Here is an 18,623-nt window from a genome sequence, read left to right as displayed (position 1 = left end):
GCCGCTCCTGCTGTTATTGCCCCCCACAAACCCGAGGTAAAGGCATGCTGAAACAACGCATCGAAATGCGCGATCACAGTGCCGAGGGCAATCTGTTCTTCCGGCGCACCCTGGTAGCCTACATCGGCATCGTCGTGCTGATGCTGGTGCTGCTGGGCAATCTCTATTATCTGCAGGTCGAGTCCTACGACACCTACCAGACGCGTTCCAACTCCAACCGCATCCGTGTAGTGCCGGTGGCGCCACCCCGGGGTCTCATCTACGACACCAACGGCGTGCTGCTGGCGGAGAACCGCCCTGTCTACAGTCTGGAAATCGTCCCGGAAGAGACTAGGGATCTTGAAAAAACCGCTGATCAGCTGATCACCCTGCTGGGTCTGCCGGAAGGCACCAAAGAGAAGTTTCTGACCGAGGTGAAACGCCAACGTCGCTTCAAGCCGGTCCCTCTCTACGAAAAGCTGACCGAATATCAGGTGGCACTCTTCTCGGTCAACCAGCACAACTATCCGGGAGCCAGTATCGAGGCTTACCTCAAGCGCTACTACCCGTTTGGCGACACCCTGACCCATGCGCTGGGTTATGTGGCCAAGATCAACACCCGCGACGTGGAGCGTCTCGAAAAAGAGGACAAACTCGCCAACTATGCCGCCACCAAGGATATCGGCAAGCAGGGGGTGGAGAAGTATTACGAGGATGAGCTGCACGGGGTGGCGGGTTATCAGGAGGTCGAGGTCAACAACCGCGGCCGGATTGTCCGCACCCTCAAGTTCCAGCCTCCGGTTCCGGGCAAGGATATCTACCTCAATATCGACGTCCGGATGCAGCTCAAGGCCCAGCAACTGCTGGCCGGCCAGCGTGGTGCCATCGTGATGATGAACCCGAAAACCGGTGCCATCCTGGCGCTGGAGTCGAGCCCGAGTTATGACCCCAACCTGTTCGTGACAGGCATATCCAGCGCCAACTACTCGGCACTGCTCAACGATCCGGCACGGCCGCTGGTGAACCGCACCACTCAGGGCATTTATGCCCCTGCCTCCACCGTCAAGCCCATGATGTCCATCATGGGTCTCAACGAGGGGGCCATCACCCCGGGCTACCGCTATTTCGGCGGCCCGAGCTTCTCCATTCCCGGTACCACCAAGAAGTTTCGCGACTGGCGCCGCTGGGGTCATGGCTGGCTCGACGTCTATCGCGCCATCGAGGTCTCGGCAGATACCTACTTCTACGATCTCGCCTATCGGGTCGGCATCGACAAGATCCACAGCTATATGACCAAGTTCGGCTTCGGCCAGTACACCGGGGTCGATCTCTATGAAGAGACCAAGGGTGTCATGCCGTCCCGTGACTGGAAAATGGCCCGTTGGCGCCAGCCCTGGTATCAGGGTGACACCATCTCGGTCGGTATCGGTCAGGGCTACTGGAGCGCCACCCCGCTCCAACTGGCCAAGGCGATCAGCATCCTGACCCAGAATGGTCACGACGTCACCCCGCACCTGCTCAAGAGCACAGCCTCCCAGGCGGGGGTAGTCGATGCCCCCATCAACCCCAATATCGCCCTCAAGCTCAAGAACGACAGCTTCTGGAAAGTGGCGCAGGATGGGATGTGGCGAGTCAACCATGGCAGTGAAGGCAGTGGCCGTCACTCGTTTGCCAAGGCGCCTTACTCCTCAGGCGGCAAATCGGGCACAGCCCAGGTAGTCGGTTTGAAGGAAAATCAGGTTTACAACATCAAGACGGTCAAGGCAGAGCATCGCGATAACGCTTTGTTCGTTGCTTATGCCCCCTTCGAGGCACCCAAAGCGGTGGTAGCTCTGGTACTGGAAAACTCCATCGGAGGTGGTGGTGGTCGAGCTGCATCGCCCATTGCACGCCAGATGCTGGATGCCTATCTGCTGCCCCCTGATCCGCAACTGCCACCGGCACCGGAAAAGCCGTCCCAACCGAGTGAGGTCGCTCCCAATGAGTAATTCTGCCCGCCAGCAGAGCATCTGGTACAAGCTGCATATCGACTTGCCCCTGCTGCTCGGTCTGCTGGCCGTGATGACCCTCTCCATGGTGGTGCTCTACTCCGCCTCCGGTCAGGATATGGACTCCATCGTGCGCCAGCTGGTGCGCGGCGGTCTCGCCTTTGCCCTAATGATCGGCCTAGCCCAGCTGCCCCCCTCCCTCTACGCCCGCTGGTCGGTGCCGCTGTTCGCCGTGGTGGTGCTGATGCTGATTGCGGTGGACGTGTTTGGCCACATCGGCAAGGGGGCCCAGCGCTGGCTCGATCTGGGCTTTATGAAGTTCCAGCCCTCCGAGGTGATGAAGCTTTCCATGCCGATCATGGTGGCGGCCTGGCTCAGTCGCCACTCGCTGCCACCCAAGTTCAGCCATGTGGTGATCGCCCTCATCATGGTGCTGCTGCCCACCCTGCTGATCGCCGCCCAGCCGGACCTTGGCACCTCCATTCTGGTGGCCGCCTCCGGCTTCTTCGTGATCTTTCTGGCGGGGCTCAGCTGGTGGCTGATCGGCTTGGCGGTTCTACTGATGCTGGCCTTTATGCCGGTGCTCTGGTTCTTCCTGATGCACGACTACCAGCGCCAGCGGGTGCTGATGCTGCTCGACCCGGAGAAAGACCCGCTCGGCCGCGGCTACCACATCATCCAGTCCAAGATTGCCATCGGCTCCGGTGGCGTCTTCGGCAAGGGGTGGCTGCAAGGGACCCAGTCCCAGCTGGAGTTCTTGCCAGAGCGCCACACCGACTTCATCTTCGCGGTATTTAGCGAGGAGTTTGGTCTGGTGGGGGTTGCCCTGCTGCTGGTGCTCTACCTCTACGTCATCAGCCGCTGTCTGTTTATCTCGATGCAGGCCCAGAACAGCTTCGAGCGACTGCTGGGCGGCGCCATCACTCTCACCTTCTTCGTCTATGTGTTCGTCAACATGGGCATGGTGAGCGGCATCCTGCCGGTGGTGGGGGTTCCCCTGCCGCTGGTGAGCTATGGCGGCACCTCCATGGTGACCCTGATGGCCGGCTTTGGCATACTGATGTCCATCCAGACTCATAGAAGACTGCTCGCCTGATGAGACGGGTTGGATTGCTGCTCTCGCTCGCCACCACGATGGCGACCGCCGCCGTGGCGCCGGATCGGTTGGCCCTGCTCGCCGACCAGCAGCAGGTGCCGCTGGCGGAGCTGCAAGCGGCCGTCGCCCGAGCCCAATTACGGCAGGAGGTGCTCGACACCATCAGCAAGCCGTGGGAGGCCAAGCCCTGGCATCGCTACCGGCCGCTGTTTGTTACCCCGGATCGGATCCGTGATGGCCAGCAGTTCTGGCAACAACATGCCGAGACGCTGGCCCGCGCGGAGCTGACCTATCGGGTGCCCGCCTCGCTCATCGTGGCCATCATAGGGGTCGAGACCTTCTACGGTCGCCAGATGGGCCGCCATCCGGTGCTCGATAGCCTCTACACCCTTGGATTTCACTACCCGGAGCGGGCGGACTTCTTTGCCAAGGAGTTTGCCCAGCTGGTGGTGCTGGCCAAAGAGGAAGGGTGGCAACTCGATGCCCTCAAGGGCTCCTATGCCGGCGCCATGGGGATGGGGCAGTTCATGCCCTCCAGCTACCGCCACTACGCCGTCGACTTTGACGGGGATGGCAAGCGGGATCTGTTTGCCAACCCGGTCGATGCCATCGGCAGCGTGGCCAACTATTTTGCCAGCCACCAGTGGCGCTGGGGCGAATCCGTGGTGGAACCGGCCCAGATCGGGTTGATGGCAGTCGAACCTCTACTCAGGCCTGAGCCCGAGTTAACACAACAGTGGTCAGAACTGGCGGCGGCAGGGATTGAGCTCGCCACGCCGCTGGCCCCACAGACGCCGGTCAAGTTGCTGGCGTTTGCCCAAGCCGATGGACCGGAATACTGGGTCGCACGGCATAACTTTTATGTGATCACCCGTTACAATCGCAGCCCACTCTATGCGATGGCGGTGTATCAACTTAGCCAAGCCATTCAGGAAGCGTATGCATCTTCGTCACAAACTCCTCCCGCTCAGCCTGAGCTTGTTGCTGGCCGCCTGTAGCAGCCAGCCGGAACAGAGCGCCCCCGTAAAGCCGCAAGCACCAGTCAGCAAGCCACCCGTTATCGAGATCCCGCAAGCCACCGGCGCCATTCCGCGCCCCGAGCCCCTGAGTGCCAGCGGCAACCGGGACTACTGGATCGGCAAGCAGAAGCACGAGGTGTGGCGCGACATCAAACACTACAGCGAAGAGGGCACCGCCAGCTGGCTGTCGCCGGATCTGGACGGCCAGAAGACCGCCAACGGCGATGTGCTGGACAGCAAGCTGTTCAGTGCCGCCCACCGCAACCTGCCCATCCCGAGCTATGTGAGGGTCACCAATCTGGACAACGGGCTGGAGACCATAGTGCGGGTCAACGATCGCGGTCCATTCAACAGCCCGCGCCTGATCGACCTCTCCTACGCAGCAGCCAAGCAGCTGGAGATGGTCGACAGCGGTGAGGCCCGAGTACGGCTGGAGCTGATCAGCGACACCCCGGATCAGATGGTGATCATGGAACCGATGAAGCCCATCGAAATGACTCCGACCACTCCGGCTGCGGCCTCCAACACGCTGTCGCAAGATGGCTTCCTGGGTGAACCAACCGCACTGGCGATGGCCACTCCCGCTGCCGAACCCGCTCCCGTCAAGGCGCCCGCGACCACGCCCGCCAAAGCGGCACCTGTCAAGCCAGCTCCCGCCAAGACCGCAGCTCCTGCCAGCAGTGGTGATGGCAAGATGATCCAGGTACTGGCCAGCGGCTCCCGGGATCGGGCCGAGGCGATGGGCAAGGTGATGACCCAGCGTTACGGCGTGCCCTACCGGATCGATGCTCATGGCGCCATTTTCCGGGTGCTGATTGGCCCGGTGGAGGCGGATAAACAAGCCGTACTGCTGGAAAAAGTACGGCAAGGGGGACTGGAACAGGCCTTTATCGTGCCCTGATCCCTCCTCTGACAGCGGTGGTGACCAATCTCCCGGCCCCGCCATCACGTCGCTTTATGGCGTGATGGCAGGGATTGATGGATAAAAAACCAGTCATGATCGCCATGTCGGACTATAACCTGCGGGCGCATCTGGTATAGTTAGGCCCGCATTTTATCCCCATCTGGCTCGCAGGAATTTCAAGATGTCCAAATTTGCCCGTTCAGTTCTTCTGGCCTCACTGATCAGCGTAACCGCTCAGGCCAATACGCCGGTGCCGACACCCACGCCGAACGCCAACCCAGTGGTGGTTCCCGCCGCGCCGGAGATCTCCGCCAAGGCCCATATCCTGATCGACTACTACTCCGGTCAGGTGCTGGCCGAGCAGAACGCCGACGAGCGTCTGCCCCCTGCCAGCCTGACCAAGATGATGACCTCCTACATCGTTGGCGACGAGCTGCACAAGGGGAACATCAAGGGCACCGACATGGTGACCATCAGCCAGAACGCCTGGTCCAAGAACTACTCAGACTCCTCCAAGATGTTCATCGAGGTGGGCAAGCAGGTCTCTGTCGATGACCTGAACAAGGGCATCATCATCCAGTCCGGCAACGATGCCTGCGTCGCCATGGCCGAACATCTGGCCGGCAGTACCGACTCCTTCGCCAGCCTGATGAATGCCTGGGCCGCCAAGCTCGGCATGAAGGACACCCAGTTCAAGAACCCCCACGGTCTGGATGAAGAGGGTCACTACAGTACAGCCCGTGATATGGCCCGCCTGGGTCAGGCACTGATCCATGATCAGCCGGAGGAGTACAAGATCTACTCCCAGAAATCCTTCGTCTTCAACGGTATCACCCAGCACAACCGCAACCGCCTGCTGTGGGATCAATCCCTGCAAGTGGATGGCATCAAGACCGGCCACGTCAGCCAGGTCGGCTATAACCTGGTCTCCTCTGCCACCAACAACGAAGGCATGCGCCTGATCGCCGTGGTACTGGGCGCCAGCAGCGAAGCCTCCCGCGCCGCCGAGAGCAAGAAACTGCTCACCTACGGCTTCCGCTTCTTCCAGAGCCTGACTCCGTACAAGGCAGGCACAGAGCTGGTCACCCAGAAGATCTGGATGGGCGACAAATCTGAAGTGAAACTGGGCGTCGACAAGGATGTCTCCGTGCTGGTCACCCGCGGTCAGGGCAACAACCTCAAGGCAGACTTCCAGCTCGACAGCGAGCTGAAAGCCCCGTTGGCCAAGGGTCAACGCGTTGGTACCGTGTTCCTGAAGCAGGGTGACAAAGAGATCAAGCAGGTACCGCTGGTCGCCCTGGAAGAGGTGCAGGAAGGTGGCTTAATGAGCCGTCTGTGGGACTACCTGGTACTGCTGGTCACCAGCTGGTTCAAGTAATCCGACGCACAATCCTCACCAAACAGCGGCGCCAACAGGCGCCGCTGCTGTCTGCGCCGGACAATGGCAGTGAATAACCCTGTAAACTGCTGGTTCCGCCTTACCCTGATTTGTGGTAAAAAGCAGCACTTCCATCCTTGTCTGACCGCTCCCGGCCTTGATCCCGGAGTGTGCGGCGCCCATATAGGGTTTAGCCGCACCCATACAGACTTGAAATGGCGGCCTCCACGGGCCATCGGCCACTAGCCATCCAAGATGAAGTCATCATGCTGATGACGAAAAAGGTGAGTAAATGAATACCAAGTTTGATGAACTGCTGGAGTTTCCCTGCAAATTCCCGTTCAAGGTACTCGGCATCGCGGATCCTGCGTTGCCGGATATGGTGGTTGAAGTGCTGCAGCAGCATGCTCCGGGCACCTACAGCCCGACCGTCCAGCCCAGCTCCAAGGGCAACTATCACTCGGTTCGCGTGACCGTGACTGCCCAGAGCAAAGAGCACATCGAAGCGATGTACACTGCGCTTGGCAAGATCGAGCTGGTGAAATACGTACTGTAATTTCTCTCTCGCCCCGTTCTGCGGGGCGACTGTTTTTGGCCGCAGCACGCCACGAGGACACCATGTCATCCCAGATCCCCGCTCAGCACAGCCTGATAGTCAGGCAGCTGGGTCGCCGCCCCTACCAGCCGGTATGGGACGCCATGAAAGCCTTCACCGACAACCGCACCAGCGACACCCCGGACGAGTTCTGGGTGGTCGAACATGACCCCGTCTACACCCAGGGCCAGGCCGGCAAGGCCGAACACCTGCTCAATCCGGGCAATATCCCGGTGGTGCAGAGCGATCGCGGCGGTCAGGTGACCTATCACGGCCCGGGCCAGCTGGTGCTCTACGTCCTGGTGGATGTCCGCCGCTGCAAATTCTCGGTGCGCGAGCTGGTGACCGCGCTGGAAACAGCCATCATCAACACCCTGGCCAAAAGCAATATCCAGGCCTATGCCAAGGCAGATGCCCCCGGGGTCTATGTGAAAAATGACCTTGGCATGGAGGCCAAACTGGCCTCGCTGGGACTGCGCATCCGCAAGGGTTGCTCGTTCCACGGGCTGGCCCTCAACATCAACATGGACATGACCCCCTTCCTGCACATCAATCCGTGCGGCTATGCGGGCATGGCCATGACCCAGACCAGCGCCCTGGGCGGCCCGCAGAGCGTGGCCGAGGCGCAATCCATTCTGGTGGCCGAACTGGCCAGCCTGATTGGCTATCAGACAATAACAAACACCGAGAGTGAATCATGAGCAAACCCGTTCGTATGGAGCCGGGCGTCAAGCTGCGCGATGGCGACAAGATGGCCCTGATCCCGGTGAAATTCATGCCGGATCCCAACGAAGAAATCCTTCGCAAGCCGGACTGGATGCGGATCAAACTCCCCCCTTCCAGCCAGAAGATCGAACACATCAAGAGCACCTTGCGCAAGAACAAGCTGCACTCGGTCTGTGAAGAGGCTTCCTGCCCCAACCTGGCGGAGTGTTTCAACCACGGCACGGCCACCTTCATGATCATGGGCGCGATCTGCACCCGTCGCTGCCCCTTCTGCGACGTGGCCCACGGCCGCCCGCTGGCACTCGATCCGGAAGAACCGAAGAAGCTGGCGCTCACCATCAAGGAGATGAACCTCAAGTATGTGGTGATCACCTCGGTGGACCGCGACGATCTGCGCGACGGCGGTGCCCAGCACTTCGCCGACTGCATCCGCGAGATCCGCGAGCACAGCCCGCAGACCCGCATCGAGATCCTGACCCCGGACTTCCGTGGCCGGATGGAGCAGGCCCTTGAGGTGTTCCGCGAAACGCCGCCGGACGTATTCAACCACAACCTGGAAACTGCGCCGCGCATGTATCGCGTCGCTCGCCCGGGTGCCGACTACAAGTGGTCGCTGGAGCTGCTGCGCCGTATCAAGGAGATGCACCCCCATGTACCGACCAAGTCCGGTCTGATGATGGGCCTTGGCGAGACCAACGAAGAGATCGTCGAGGTGCTCAAGGATCTACGCGCTCACGGCGTCAACATGCTGACCCTGGGTCAGTATCTGCAGCCAAGCCGCCACCACCTGCCGGTCAAGCGCTACGTGCCGCCAGCAGAGTTTGACGAGCTGAAAGATGTCGCCATGGAGCTGGGCTTTACCCACGCCGCCTGCGGTCCTTTCGTGCGCTCCTCCTATCACGCGGATCTGCAAGCCAAGGGCGAAGAGGTCAAGTAACCTCGCACGATAGAGCGGCCAGTAACCGCCACCCTCGCAATGAAAAAGAGCGCCTATTGGCGCTCTTTCTGTTGGTGTCACTGACCGTTGCAGCTTGATCTACTCATCAGCCGTGGTCGAAGACCCCCTGCTGATGCCAGCGTTGCAACTGGGCCAACACCCGGGTCTCTCGCGCCGTCCACTGGGGACAGGGCCCCGCCAGCTGGGTCTTGTTGGTCTGCAGCGCTTCGTCGAGGCCAAACCAGCCGGGCACGAAGCCAAGGCGGATCTCGTAGGGCTGTGGCTGTGGCTCCACCAGTTGATCACCAATCCGGCACAAGTAGTACAGCGAGCGGATGCAGTAGGCATCGAACCCCGGCTCGCGGGCGGCGCGGTATTCCCGGGTCTCGCCAAGCAGGGTCCCTACTTCCAGCAACTCTGCACCGCACTCCTCCTTCAGCTCGCGGGCCAGCGCCACATGGTGGTTTTCCCCCGCTTCAACGCCGCCGCCAGGAAACATCAGATCACCGTTGACCCGGGAGTGGACCAGCAGCAACTCGTCGCCACGGAGTACTACGGCACGTACCGTAAGGCGTTCCAGGGTATGGCCATCGGTGATCACCTCGCCATGGACAAACGAGAGGGAAAAAGGTGCGGGCCAGCAGCTGGCCGGGGATAGTGCAATCATCAGAGCCTCAGTGCCGATAGCTGCCATGTTTCAGTTGATCGACTATTTCAGCCGCTCGCACGTCGTAGGCATCCTGATCTGTTTTGCTCAGGGTGTGATAAATACCAAAACGCCTGGCAGAGACCTCTGGCGCATCCTGAAAAGACTCACTCACCTTGCCCCACAGATAGGCCAGCCCGTACTGCTTCTGGCCCATATAGAGGGTGCTGAGGGAGGTGAGCAGGCGGCTGTTTATCTTGTCACCTTCCCGATAGAGGGAGAGGCCGTGATGCATGATGGAAATAGCTTTCTCGGGGTCGCTCTTGGCGTAGGCTCCGCCAAGGGCCAGCTGAAGTTCCGGTTCGTCGAGCACCTTGTTACCTTCCAGCGCCATAAACTGCTGACGGGCCAGCTCGTTGGTGTTGTTGGTCCAGTGCCAGAGCAGCAAGTAGGGATCCTGCGAGTTGCGGGTGGCCACATCGAGCTGGGCCAGCTGTTCGCCAGCCGCCAGCATCCCCTCCACCCGTGGGCTCTTCTGCTCGCGGGCATTCTTATACTCGATGTTGGTAGAGCGCTCGGCACACTTAAGATAGCGCTCAAGGTTGCGCATCAGCTCGTACTTGCGCCGATCCGTTCTCTCCTCCTTGAGATAGAAGCGGCTGCGGATCACATCGGTACGCTCGTAGCGACACCAGCCATCGTCCACCAGATCCTGACAGAGCTCGGCATGGTTGCTGCAGATATTGTGGATCCGATCGTCATTGCAGCCAGCTACGGCAAGGCCGACTGAAAGCATGATGAAGGTCTGTCGCAGGAGGAAATTGGCCATGATTCACATCTTGTTGGTAACGCGGGTTGGTAACAACTGAAGCCTCTGTCGGCCACCACCGGCTAGCAAACCGGTTACATATCCATTACAATGCGCGCGCCATATAAGGCCGCGATTGCAGAATAATATAACGAAATATAGACCCCTACACTGATCTGCATTCGACGAATTTTCTATTTACACCAACAACGTGAAATAAAGGATCTGGTCAATGACCCACGAGCACTACTTGCAAGCGTGGCAGGAGAGCCAGGAGCTCGCCGAAACCATGCAGCCCTTGATTGGTCGCCTCTACCGACAACAAGGGGTCGAGATCACCCTCTACGGCCGCCCGCTGCAAAACGCCTCCACCATCGATATCCTCAAGGCCCACCGGGTCGTCCGCCGCCACCAGGGCGCGCCCCTCCCCATCCAGCAAAGCTTCCCCCTGCTTCAGGCCATCGTGGCCCTCAAACCCACCGCCGCCGAGGTTGACCTTGGCAAGCTGGCAGTCGGCTACTGGCAGGATCATCAGGATGAAGCGGGGATCGAGGACTATATGCAAGCGCGACTGGCACCGGCCCTTGGCCGCAACCAGATGCCGCAACCGACCGACGTGGTGCTCTACGGCTTTGGCCGTATCGGCCGCCTGCTAGCCCGCCTGCTGATCGAGCGCACCGGCGCTGCCAATCCGCTGCGTCTGCGCGCCATCGTGGTACGCGGTGGTCGCAACGGGGATCTGGAGAAACGCGCCAGCCTGCTGCGCCGCGACTCGGTGCACGGCCCCTTCAACGGCTCCATCGAGGTGGATGTGGAGCGCAGCGCCATCATCGCCAACGGCACCTTCATTCAGGTGATCTACGCCAATAGCCCGGCCGACATCGACTACACCGCCTACGGCATTCACGATGCGCTGATCGTCGACAACACCGGGGTATGGCGTGACGAGGCAGGCCTCTCCGAACACCTGAAAGCACGCGGTGCCGGCAAGGTGCTGCTGACTGCCCCCGGCAAAGGGGAGATGAAGAACGTGGTGTTCGGGGTCAACCATGAGGTGATAGGCCCGGATGACAGGATCATCTCCGCCGCCTCCTGTACCACCAACGCCATCACCCCGGTGCTCAAGGTAATGCAGGAGCGGTTCGGCATCCGCCACGGCCACGTGGAGACGGTCCACTCCTACACCAACGATCAGAACCTCATCGACAACTACCACAAAGGCGAGCGCCGCGGTCGCAGCGCGGCCCTCAATATGGTGATGACCAGCACCGGCGCCGCCAAGGCGGTGGCCAAGGCGCTGCCCGAGCTCAAGGGCAAGCTGACCGGCAACGCCATCCGGGTACCGACCCCCAACGTCTCGCTGGCGATTATCAATCTGTCGCTGGAGCAGGCCACCGATCGGGAGAGCCTCAACGCCTATCTGCAGCAGATGGCGCTAAGCTCGGCCCTCCATCGCCAGATCGACTTCAGCGCCAGCACCGAGCTGGTCTCCTCCGACATGGTAGGTTCCCGTTATGCGGGCATCGTTGACTCCCAGGCGACCATCGCCGAGGGGGATCACTGCGTGCTCTACGTATGGTATGACAACGAGTTCGGGTACAGTTGTCAGGTAGTGAGGGTGATGGAGCAGATGGCTGGCGTAGTCCGCCAGGATCTACCTGCATAGACCCCGATAGGGTTTACCTGCACAGCCCGCCAGGATCTGCCGGGCTAACCCCGCAGTTTATGGCTCAATAGTTCAAGGAGAGGTCGAATGTCGTTTCAACAGGGTGAGTTTTTGCAAGCAATCAGGCAGATGCCCGCAGAGGTGTACGAGCGGCTCAAGACCGCAGTCGAGCTGGGCAAGTGGCCCGATGGCAAGCCCCTGACCGACGAGCAGAAGGCCACCTCCCTGCAAGCCGTGATGGCCTGGCAGGCGATGCACATCGACAATCCCGAGCACATGAACATAGGTCGTGACGGCGAGATCGTGATGAAGAGCAAGAGCGAGCTCAAGCGTCAGTATCGCGACGAGGAAGAGATAGTGCGGGTCGACCTTAACCATTGAACCTGACTCGGCAGGCCGCTCGCGGCGGCCACAGCAAAGAGGGGAGCCATTATGGCTCCCCTCTTTTTTCCTATCGATGCCGGGTGACTCATCCCCCTCATCCCCAACCCTTCTCCCGCTAGGGGGAGAAGGGAGCAGGCTCGCACCTGCGAACAGTGAACGGGCCACCTGCCGGCGATCTTCATGGCAAACCTCGCCACCTCGATCTATCCCCTCTCCCCCATGGTAGGGAGGTCAGAAGCTGTTCACGACCTGTCGCGAGAAGGCGTCAGCAAGGTGAAGAGCAGCGCAGGAACCGGAGTGTATACGCATACATGAGGATTCCGAGCAGCACATGAGCCTTGATCACGGCTTCGCAGTAAGGTCATGGACAGTTTCTCAGGGGGTCAGCTCACCACGCAGGGATTGCTGCATCAACTCGCGAATGCGGTGGGAGGGCAAGTCCTGGCTCAGCAGGAAGTGCAGCTTGGTGAGCGCCGCTTCGGCGGTCATATCAAAGCCCGAGATCACCCCGGCCCGCGACAGGGCGTTGCCGGTGGCATAGCCCCCCATATTGACCTTGCCGTGCAGGCACTGGCTCAGGTTGACGATGATGACGCCGCGGGCCGAAGCCTCGGAGAGCAGCGCCAGCATGGCCGGGTTTTGCGGCGCATTGCCCACCCCGAACGAGAGCAGGATCAGCGCCTTCACCGGCTGTTGCAGGATGTTGGCGATCACCTCGCTGGAGATCCCCGGATAGAGGGTCACCACGCCGATGGGCTGGGGGGTGATGTCGTGCAGCACCAGCGGCCGCGCGGAGGGCACACCCAGCTCACCCGCTTCCAGCGAGATGGCGATCCCGGCATTTAGCAGCGGTGGATAGTTGGGGGAGTCGAAGGCGTGGAAGCCGTCGGCGTGCACCTTCTTGCTGCGGTTGCCGCGATAGAGCTGGTTGTTGAAGAACAGCGTCACCTCGTGGATCGGGTAGTTGGCCGCGATATAGAGGGCGTTGAGCAGGTTCTGCTGACCGTCGGAGCGCAGCTCGGCCAGCGGGATCTGGGAGCCGGTGATGATGACCGGCTTGTGCAGATCTTCCAGCATGAAAGAGAGCGCCGAGGCGGTGAACGACATGGTGTCGGTACCATGCAGGATCACGAAGCCATCGTATTTCTCGTAGTTGTCGCGAATATCCTCGGCGATACGCTGCCAGTCCGCCGGGGTCATGTCGGAGGAGTCGATGAGGGGCGCATATTCGTGGATATGGTAATCCGGCATCTCGGGGCGGTGAAACTCGGGCATCCGCGCCAGACAGTCTTCCATAAAGCCCGCCATCGGCACGTAGCCGTGATCGGAACGCTGCATCCCAATGGTGCCGCCTGTGTAGGCAATGTAGATAGACTTCTTCACACCCTCTCCTCTTGATGAAGTGAACACCGCCGGAACATGAACCATGTCGGAGTGAACCACAATGTCAACGCCCGCCAGCGCCTCTGCGTGCAGCGGAAACCGGCGAATTATAGAGACTGGCGCCCCAAATGACAGCCGTTCCATGCACCCTTTTCGGCTTTTCTGCCCTCTACCTACATAGTGCTAAATGTCACAATAAACCACTAAAACGAGCATTAATACGACAAAGATGGAATTAAACGATGCTTTTTGCTACAATCCGCCGAATTTTACTAAAATCTCATCTGGATGCCTGAGCATTTCAGGCCCGCACAAGCCCCATCTTTCCTGGGGCGGGGAGATGTTTCCCCTTCTTTGTTGGCGCATGAGCCACACTGTTTTCATCCCGGCTGAATCTGTAAGTCTTTTGCTATGAAAGACACAGCCAATCAACATGGGAGTACTGAATGTTACAACTTGATTCCTACGCAACGCTGGTCGCTGCCACTCTGGTATTGCTGCTTGGCCGGGTGTTGGTTACCCGAGTCGGGCTGCTGCGTACCTTCAACATCCCCAAACCGGTAGCCGGCGGCCTGGTGGTCGCGCTGGTACTGCTGCTGCTGCGCTCCACCCTGCAGATGGAGCTGCAATTTGATACCAGCCTGCAAACCCCGCTGATGCTGGCCTTCTTCGCCTCCATCGGTCTCTCCGCCGATCTCGCCAGCCTGAAACGCGGCGGCAAGGCGGTGGTTACCTTCCTGATGGTGGTCACCGGCCTGCTGCTGGTGCAGAACAGTCTGGGTGTCGGTCTGGCGACCCTGCTCGGTCTGGATCCCCATATGGGGCTGCTGGCCGGCTCCATCACTCTCTCCGGCGGCCACGGCACCGGGGCGGCCTGGAGTGCCACCTTCTCCGAGAAATACGGCGTGCAATCCGCTGCCGAACTCGCCATCGCCTGCGCCACCTTCGGTCTGGTGCTGGGCGGCCTGATCGGTGGCCCGGTGGCTCGCTATCTGGTGAAGAAAGTGCAGGTGCCCGGTGAGGAGCACAATCAGGATGAGGCCCCCCAGGGCTTCGAAATGCCAGATATGGAGCGCCCCCTCACCACTTTCAGCGTTATCGAAACGCTGGCATTGATAGCCATCAGCCTCAAGGGTGGCGAGCTGCTCTCGGCCTCTCTCAAAGGGGGCGCCTTCGAGCTGCCGATCTTTGTCTGCGTGCTGTTTGTCGGCGTGCTGCTGCGCAACGTCCTGACCCTGCTGAACTGGCATGAGGTGAGCGATCGCGAGGTCTCCCTGCTGGGCAACGTCAGCCTGTCGCTGTTCCTCGCCATGGCACTGATGAGCCTGAAATTGTGGGATCTGGCCAGCCTGGCCCTGCCCATCTTCATTCTGCTGGCCGCCCAGACCGTGGCAATGGCGCTCTACGCCATCTTCGTCACCTTCCGGGTCATGGGCAGCAACTATGATGCAGCCGTGCTGGCGGCAGGTCACTGCGGCTTTGGCCTCGGGGCCACCCCGACCGCCATCGCCAACATGCAGGCCATCACCCAGCGCTTCGGTCCCTCCCACCTGGCGTTTCTGGTGGTGCCCATGGTGGGCGCCTTCTTTATCGACATCATCAACGCCATGGTGATCAAGCTGTTTATGGCGATGCCATTCCTGTAATTCCCTTTCCGTCAGACGTATATGATCAGAGCCCACCTTTCGGTGGGCTCTTTGTTTGTTATCGACTCGCCAGGTGACGCAGGCAGAGCCGGGGCTCGTATCCGCCACCAGGGTGACCCGCGAGCAACCCGGAATCCCTATATCCCGCACTTCCCCGAACAACAAAAAGCCCCGCACTCGACAGAGGGCGGGGCTTTTTTATCTCAGCCGGAACAGGCCGAGAGTTGCACCTTACAGGATAAAGGTCGACACCTGCTGGTTAAGGTCAGCTGCCCGTCCCTTGAGACTCTGGGCCTGATCCAGATCGCGCATGGCGGCGGCGGTGATCTCGTCACTCACATCCTTGATGGCGGTGGTGTTCTGGGTGATCTCGCCGGTCACCTGGGTCTGCTCCTCGGCGGCAGTGGCGATCTGGCCCGCCATGTCGGAGATGAGGGAGATGGCACTGGTGATCTCTTCCAGTGCGCGCACCGCCTGATCCGCATCCTGCACGCTGTTGTCCGCCAGCCCCTGACTGGTCTGCATCAGGCTCACCGCGCGGGCGGTGGTCTGTTGCAGGGTCTCGATGGTGGACTGGATCTGCTGGGTGGAGTCCTGGGTACGGCGCGACAGCACCCGCACCTCGTCAGCGACCACCGCAAAACCACGACCCTGCTCACCGGCGCGAGCCGCTTCGATGGCTGCGTTCAGTGCCAGCAGGTTGGTCTGCTCGGCAATCCCCTGAATGGTGGAGAGGATGCTGGTGATCGCCTGCGCGTGGCGGCTCAGCTCGCCGATCACCTCGGTCGCCTGCCCTACCTCTTCGGCCAGACCATTGATGGACTGGCGGGTCTTGTTGACCAGCATCTTGCCCTGCTCACTGCTCTGGGCAGATTGCTGGGCAGCGGCGGCGGTGTTCTCGGCGTTGCCGGCGATCTCCATGGTGGCGCTCGCCATCTCGGTGACCGCAGTGGCGACCATGGTCACCTCCTGCTGCTGACGCTGCAGCTCGTCCACCGCGGCCTGGTTGGTCACCAGACTGCGCTCGGCATCGGCGTTCAACTCGTTGGCCAGCTGACGGATATTACCGATCAGCTGATGCTGGCTGCCGACGAAACGGTTGAAGCTGTTGGCCAGTTGGCCCACTTCGTCGTTGGCGTCGATCTTGATGCGCTGGGTCAGATCGCCGTTACCATCGGCAATGCGGGCCAGTGCCTGGGAGACCTTGGTTAGCGGGCCAAGCAGCATGCTGACCAGCCAGGAGATAGCGAGGATGCTGCCCACCAGCACCAGCAGCGCCATCCCCAGCTGGGTCATCAGCAGGGAGGAGAGCGGCGCTTCCAGCGCGGCCTTGTCCAGCACCAGCACCAGCTCCCAATCCGTGTCAGGGATATCAGCCGCCCACAGCAGCTTGTCACGTCCTTCGTTGTCGAAGTAGGCCGCCACCAGACCGTTGCTGGCCTTGCTCTGCTCGATCAGCGCATTGGTCAGATCGTTGTCGATCTCGGTGGCCGGTTTCATCGCCTTGGCGGCATCCTTGTAGGCGATGATGGTGCCATCCTTGTGCATCATGATGGCGAAACCGTCGGCAGGCAGCTGCATCTTGGTCACGTCTTCCACCAGCGAAGCGATGGAGAGGTCACCACCGACTACCCCGCCAGAAACCGGCTGGGCCAGGGTCACCACCATGATGTTGTAAGCCACGTCGAGATAGGGTTTGGTGACAATCAGGCCACCTTTGCTCATCGCCTCCTGATACCAGCCACGGGAGCGCGGGTCGTAGCCATCGCGGTTGATGGAGGGATCGGAGTCATTCATCTTGCCGCTGCTCTCACCGAAATAGGTGAGCTGGAAACGGCCGGAAACTTGTGCCTGTTGCAAGGCATTGAGGGGTTCGGCACCGGCCTTGTTGCCGAGCGCCTGGATCACGTCGCGACGGGCGGCGAGCCAGTCGCTGACACGCTCGGCCTGCTGGGTACCCAGCCGTTGCAACTGCTCCTGGCTGCCTTGCAGCAACAGGGACTTCTGGCTGCTATAGCTCTGCCAGGAGAGCAACAAAATCACCAACGAAAGGGCGATCACCACTGACAACAGTATCTTCTGCTTGAGTGACAGGTTTTTCATCATGTGTTCTTCTTATTGAGGTGAGGAGCGGGTTTTTCCCTAAATTGCACAACACTACACGTAGTCATTAGCGACCCGAATGGCCAAAACTGAACCTGAAAATGGGTCTGCGGGCGATATTTTCTACCGAGGTGGAGAAAAGTGCACCAGAAATTGACGGCATGAGCCGCACAAGCCAAGGCAACCCTGTTTATTCCTTCCACAATTGGCTAGAATATCCCGTTTTTAAATCACATCGACCCTGAGAGTTTTCACGATGTTCGAAGTTAATCCCGTATTAAATAAACTTAAGGAGCTGTCTGAGCGGACCGAGCTTCTTAGGGGGTACCTTTGACTATGACGCCAAGAAAGAGCGTCTAGAAGAGGTCAACGCCGAGCTGGAACAGCCGGACGTATGGAATGAGCCCGAGCGCGCACAGGCGCTGGGCAAAGAGCGCGTCGCGCTGGAAAACGTGGTCGGCACCATCGACACCCTGACCCAGGGCGTGGATGACGTCGAGATGCTGGTGAGCCTGGCCGTGGAAGGGGCAGACGAAGAGACCTTCAACGAAGCCATCGCCGAATCCGAACAACTGGAAGCCAAGCTGGTGGATCTCGAGTTCCGCCGCATGTTCTCCGGTCAGCACGACGGCTCCGACTGCTATATCGATATTCAATCCGGCTCCGGTGGTACCGAAGCACAGGATTGGGCCAACATGGTACTGCGCATGTACCTGCGCTGGGGCGATGCCCACGGCTACAAGCCCGAGCTGATTGAATGCTCCGAAGGCGACGTGGCTGGTATCAAATCCGCCACCATCAAGTTCACCGGCGAATATGCGTTCGGCTGGCTGCGTACCGAAACCGGCGTACACCGTCTGGTTCGCAAGTCTCCGTTCGATTCCGGTGGCCGCCGTCACACCTCCTTCTGTTCTGTGTTCGTCTACCCCGAGATCGACGACGATATCGATATCGAGATCAACCCGGCGGATCTGCGGATCGACGTCTACCGTGCCTCCGGTGCCGGTGGTCAGCACGTTAACCGAACCGAATCCGCGGTGCGTATTACCCACGTTCCGACCGGTGTCGTGGTACAGTGCCAGAACGACCGTTCCCAGCACAAAAACAAAGACCAGTGTATGAAGCAGCTGAAAGCCAAGCTCTACGAGCTGGAAATTCAGAAGCAGAACGCTGAGAAACAAGCCCTGGAAGAGACCAAGTCTGATATCGGTTGGGGCAGCCAGATCCGTTCCTATGTGCTGGATGACTCCCGTATCAAGGATCTGCGCACCGGCGTCGAAACCCGTAATACCCAATCGGTGCTCGACGGTGACTTGGACAAGTTTATCGAAGCCAGCCTGAAATCAGGTCTGTAAACAAGCAGGA

Annotated in this window: 16 protein-coding genes; 12 read left to right on the top strand and 4 right to left on the bottom strand. The window is 60.1% G+C overall.

Annotated elements, in window-relative coordinates:
- Positions 1 to 44 precede the first annotated feature (44 nt).
- The 8 genes from mrdA (at position 45) to lipA (ending at position 8,622) form a co-directional block, all read left to right on the top strand.
- On the top strand, positions 45 to 1,967 hold the full coding sequence (gene mrdA, locus G5332_RS06680) for a penicillin-binding protein 2 (protein ID WP_421172120.1): 1,923 nt from the start codon (positions 45 to 47) through the stop codon (positions 1,965 to 1,967).
- Positions 1,960 to 3,063, top strand: coding sequence for a rod shape-determining protein RodA (rodA, locus tag G5332_RS06675; RefSeq protein ID WP_005335170.1), 1,104 nt, complete (start codon positions 1,960 to 1,962; stop codon positions 3,061 to 3,063). The genes mrdA and rodA overlap by 8 nt, the downstream gene beginning before the upstream one ends.
- Positions 3,063 to 4,061 (top strand): lytic murein transglycosylase B, encoded by a 999-nt coding sequence (mltB, locus tag G5332_RS06670; protein WP_421172121.1) that lies wholly within the window; start codon positions 3,063 to 3,065, stop codon positions 4,059 to 4,061. The genes rodA and mltB overlap by 1 nt, the downstream gene beginning before the upstream one ends.
- Positions 4,003 to 4,983 carry a septal ring lytic transglycosylase RlpA family protein gene (locus G5332_RS06665; protein ID WP_421172122.1) on the top strand — a complete coding sequence of 327 codons (981 nt, stop codon included), beginning with the start codon at positions 4,003 to 4,005 and terminating at the stop codon, positions 4,981 to 4,983. Before mltB ends, G5332_RS06665 begins: the two co-directional genes overlap by 59 nt.
- A gap of 184 nt (positions 4,984 to 5,167) precedes the next feature.
- The gene (locus G5332_RS06660; protein WP_216953014.1) at positions 5,168 to 6,364 is read left to right on the top strand and encodes a D-alanyl-D-alanine carboxypeptidase family protein; all 1,197 of its coding nucleotides are present in this window, start codon (positions 5,168 to 5,170) and stop codon (positions 6,362 to 6,364) included.
- Positions 6,365 to 6,656: 292 nt separating this feature from the next.
- Positions 6,657 to 6,920 (top strand): DUF493 family protein YbeD, encoded by a 264-nt coding sequence (gene ybeD, locus G5332_RS06655; protein ID WP_005348100.1) that lies wholly within the window; start codon positions 6,657 to 6,659, stop codon positions 6,918 to 6,920.
- A 62-nt stretch (positions 6,921 to 6,982) separates the two neighbouring features.
- Entirely contained in the window at positions 6,983 to 7,660 is a 678-nt protein-coding gene (gene lipB / locus G5332_RS06650) for a lipoyl(octanoyl) transferase LipB (RefSeq protein WP_216953013.1), read from the top strand.
- On the top strand, positions 7,657 to 8,622 hold the full coding sequence (gene lipA / locus G5332_RS06645) for a lipoyl synthase (protein ID WP_139740976.1): 966 nt from the start codon (positions 7,657 to 7,659) through the stop codon (positions 8,620 to 8,622). The genes lipB and lipA overlap by 4 nt, the downstream gene beginning before the upstream one ends.
- A 106-nt stretch (positions 8,623 to 8,728) precedes the next feature.
- On the opposite strand, the gene G5332_RS06640 is transcribed toward lipA, so the two are convergent.
- Positions 8,729 to 9,289, bottom strand: a complete 561-nt coding sequence (locus G5332_RS06640; RefSeq protein WP_227342061.1) for an NUDIX domain-containing protein — start codon at positions 9,287 to 9,289, stop codon at positions 8,729 to 8,731.
- A 7-nt stretch (positions 9,290 to 9,296) separates the two neighbouring features.
- Positions 9,297 to 10,097: a DUF2989 domain-containing protein gene (locus G5332_RS06635; protein ID WP_216953011.1), complete on the bottom strand. Its 801-nt coding sequence runs from the start codon at positions 10,095 to 10,097 to the stop codon at positions 9,297 to 9,299.
- A 211-nt stretch (positions 10,098 to 10,308) separates the two neighbouring features.
- Here G5332_RS06635 and G5332_RS06630 point away from each other — a divergent pair, with 211 nt between their 5' ends.
- Together G5332_RS06630 and G5332_RS06625 are read left to right on the top strand one after the other, a co-directional pair.
- The gene (locus G5332_RS06630; RefSeq protein ID WP_421249387.1) at positions 10,309 to 11,742 is read left to right on the top strand and encodes a glyceraldehyde-3-phosphate dehydrogenase; all 1,434 of its coding nucleotides are present in this window, start codon (positions 10,309 to 10,311) and stop codon (positions 11,740 to 11,742) included.
- Between the two features lie 87 nt (positions 11,743 to 11,829).
- Entirely contained in the window at positions 11,830 to 12,123 is a 294-nt protein-coding gene (locus G5332_RS06625) for a YeaC family protein (RefSeq protein ID WP_043822177.1), read from the top strand.
- A 378-nt stretch (positions 12,124 to 12,501) separates the two neighbouring features.
- Here G5332_RS06625 and ansA read toward each other — a convergent pair whose 3' ends face one another.
- Positions 12,502 to 13,509: an asparaginase gene (gene ansA, locus G5332_RS06620; RefSeq protein ID WP_042054747.1), complete on the bottom strand. Its 1,008-nt coding sequence runs from the start codon at positions 13,507 to 13,509 to the stop codon at positions 12,502 to 12,504.
- Between the two features lie 446 nt (positions 13,510 to 13,955).
- Between ansA and gltS the strand changes: the two genes are divergently transcribed.
- Complete coding sequence (gene gltS / locus G5332_RS06615) at positions 13,956 to 15,155, top strand: sodium/glutamate symporter (RefSeq protein WP_108614086.1); 1,200 nt, start codon at positions 13,956 to 13,958, stop codon at positions 15,153 to 15,155.
- 231 nt (positions 15,156 to 15,386) lie between these two features.
- On the opposite strand, the gene G5332_RS06610 is transcribed toward gltS, so the two are convergent.
- Positions 15,387 to 17,258 (bottom strand): methyl-accepting chemotaxis protein, encoded by a 1,872-nt coding sequence (locus G5332_RS06610; protein ID WP_421172152.1) that lies wholly within the window; start codon positions 17,256 to 17,258, stop codon positions 15,387 to 15,389.
- Positions 17,259 to 17,514: 256 nt separating this feature from the next.
- On the opposite strand from G5332_RS06610, the gene prfB reads away from it, so the two are divergent.
- Positions 17,515 to 18,613, top strand: a protein-coding gene (gene prfB / locus G5332_RS06605) for a peptide chain release factor 2 (RefSeq protein WP_421249386.1) whose coding sequence is annotated in 2 segments (ribosomal slippage) — positions 17,515 to 17,589 and positions 17,591 to 18,613 — 1,098 coding nt in all. Because the reading frame shifts where the segments join, the coding sequence is not laid out codon by codon here.
- The last annotated feature ends 10 nt before the right edge of the window (positions 18,614 to 18,623 follow it).

It is taken from the genome of Aeromonas sp. 603757, assembly GCF_049171255.1.
GTDB lineage: Bacteria > Pseudomonadota > Gammaproteobacteria > Enterobacterales > Aeromonadaceae > Aeromonas > Aeromonas veronii_A.
This window is presented reverse-complemented; position numbering and strand designations above follow the sequence as displayed.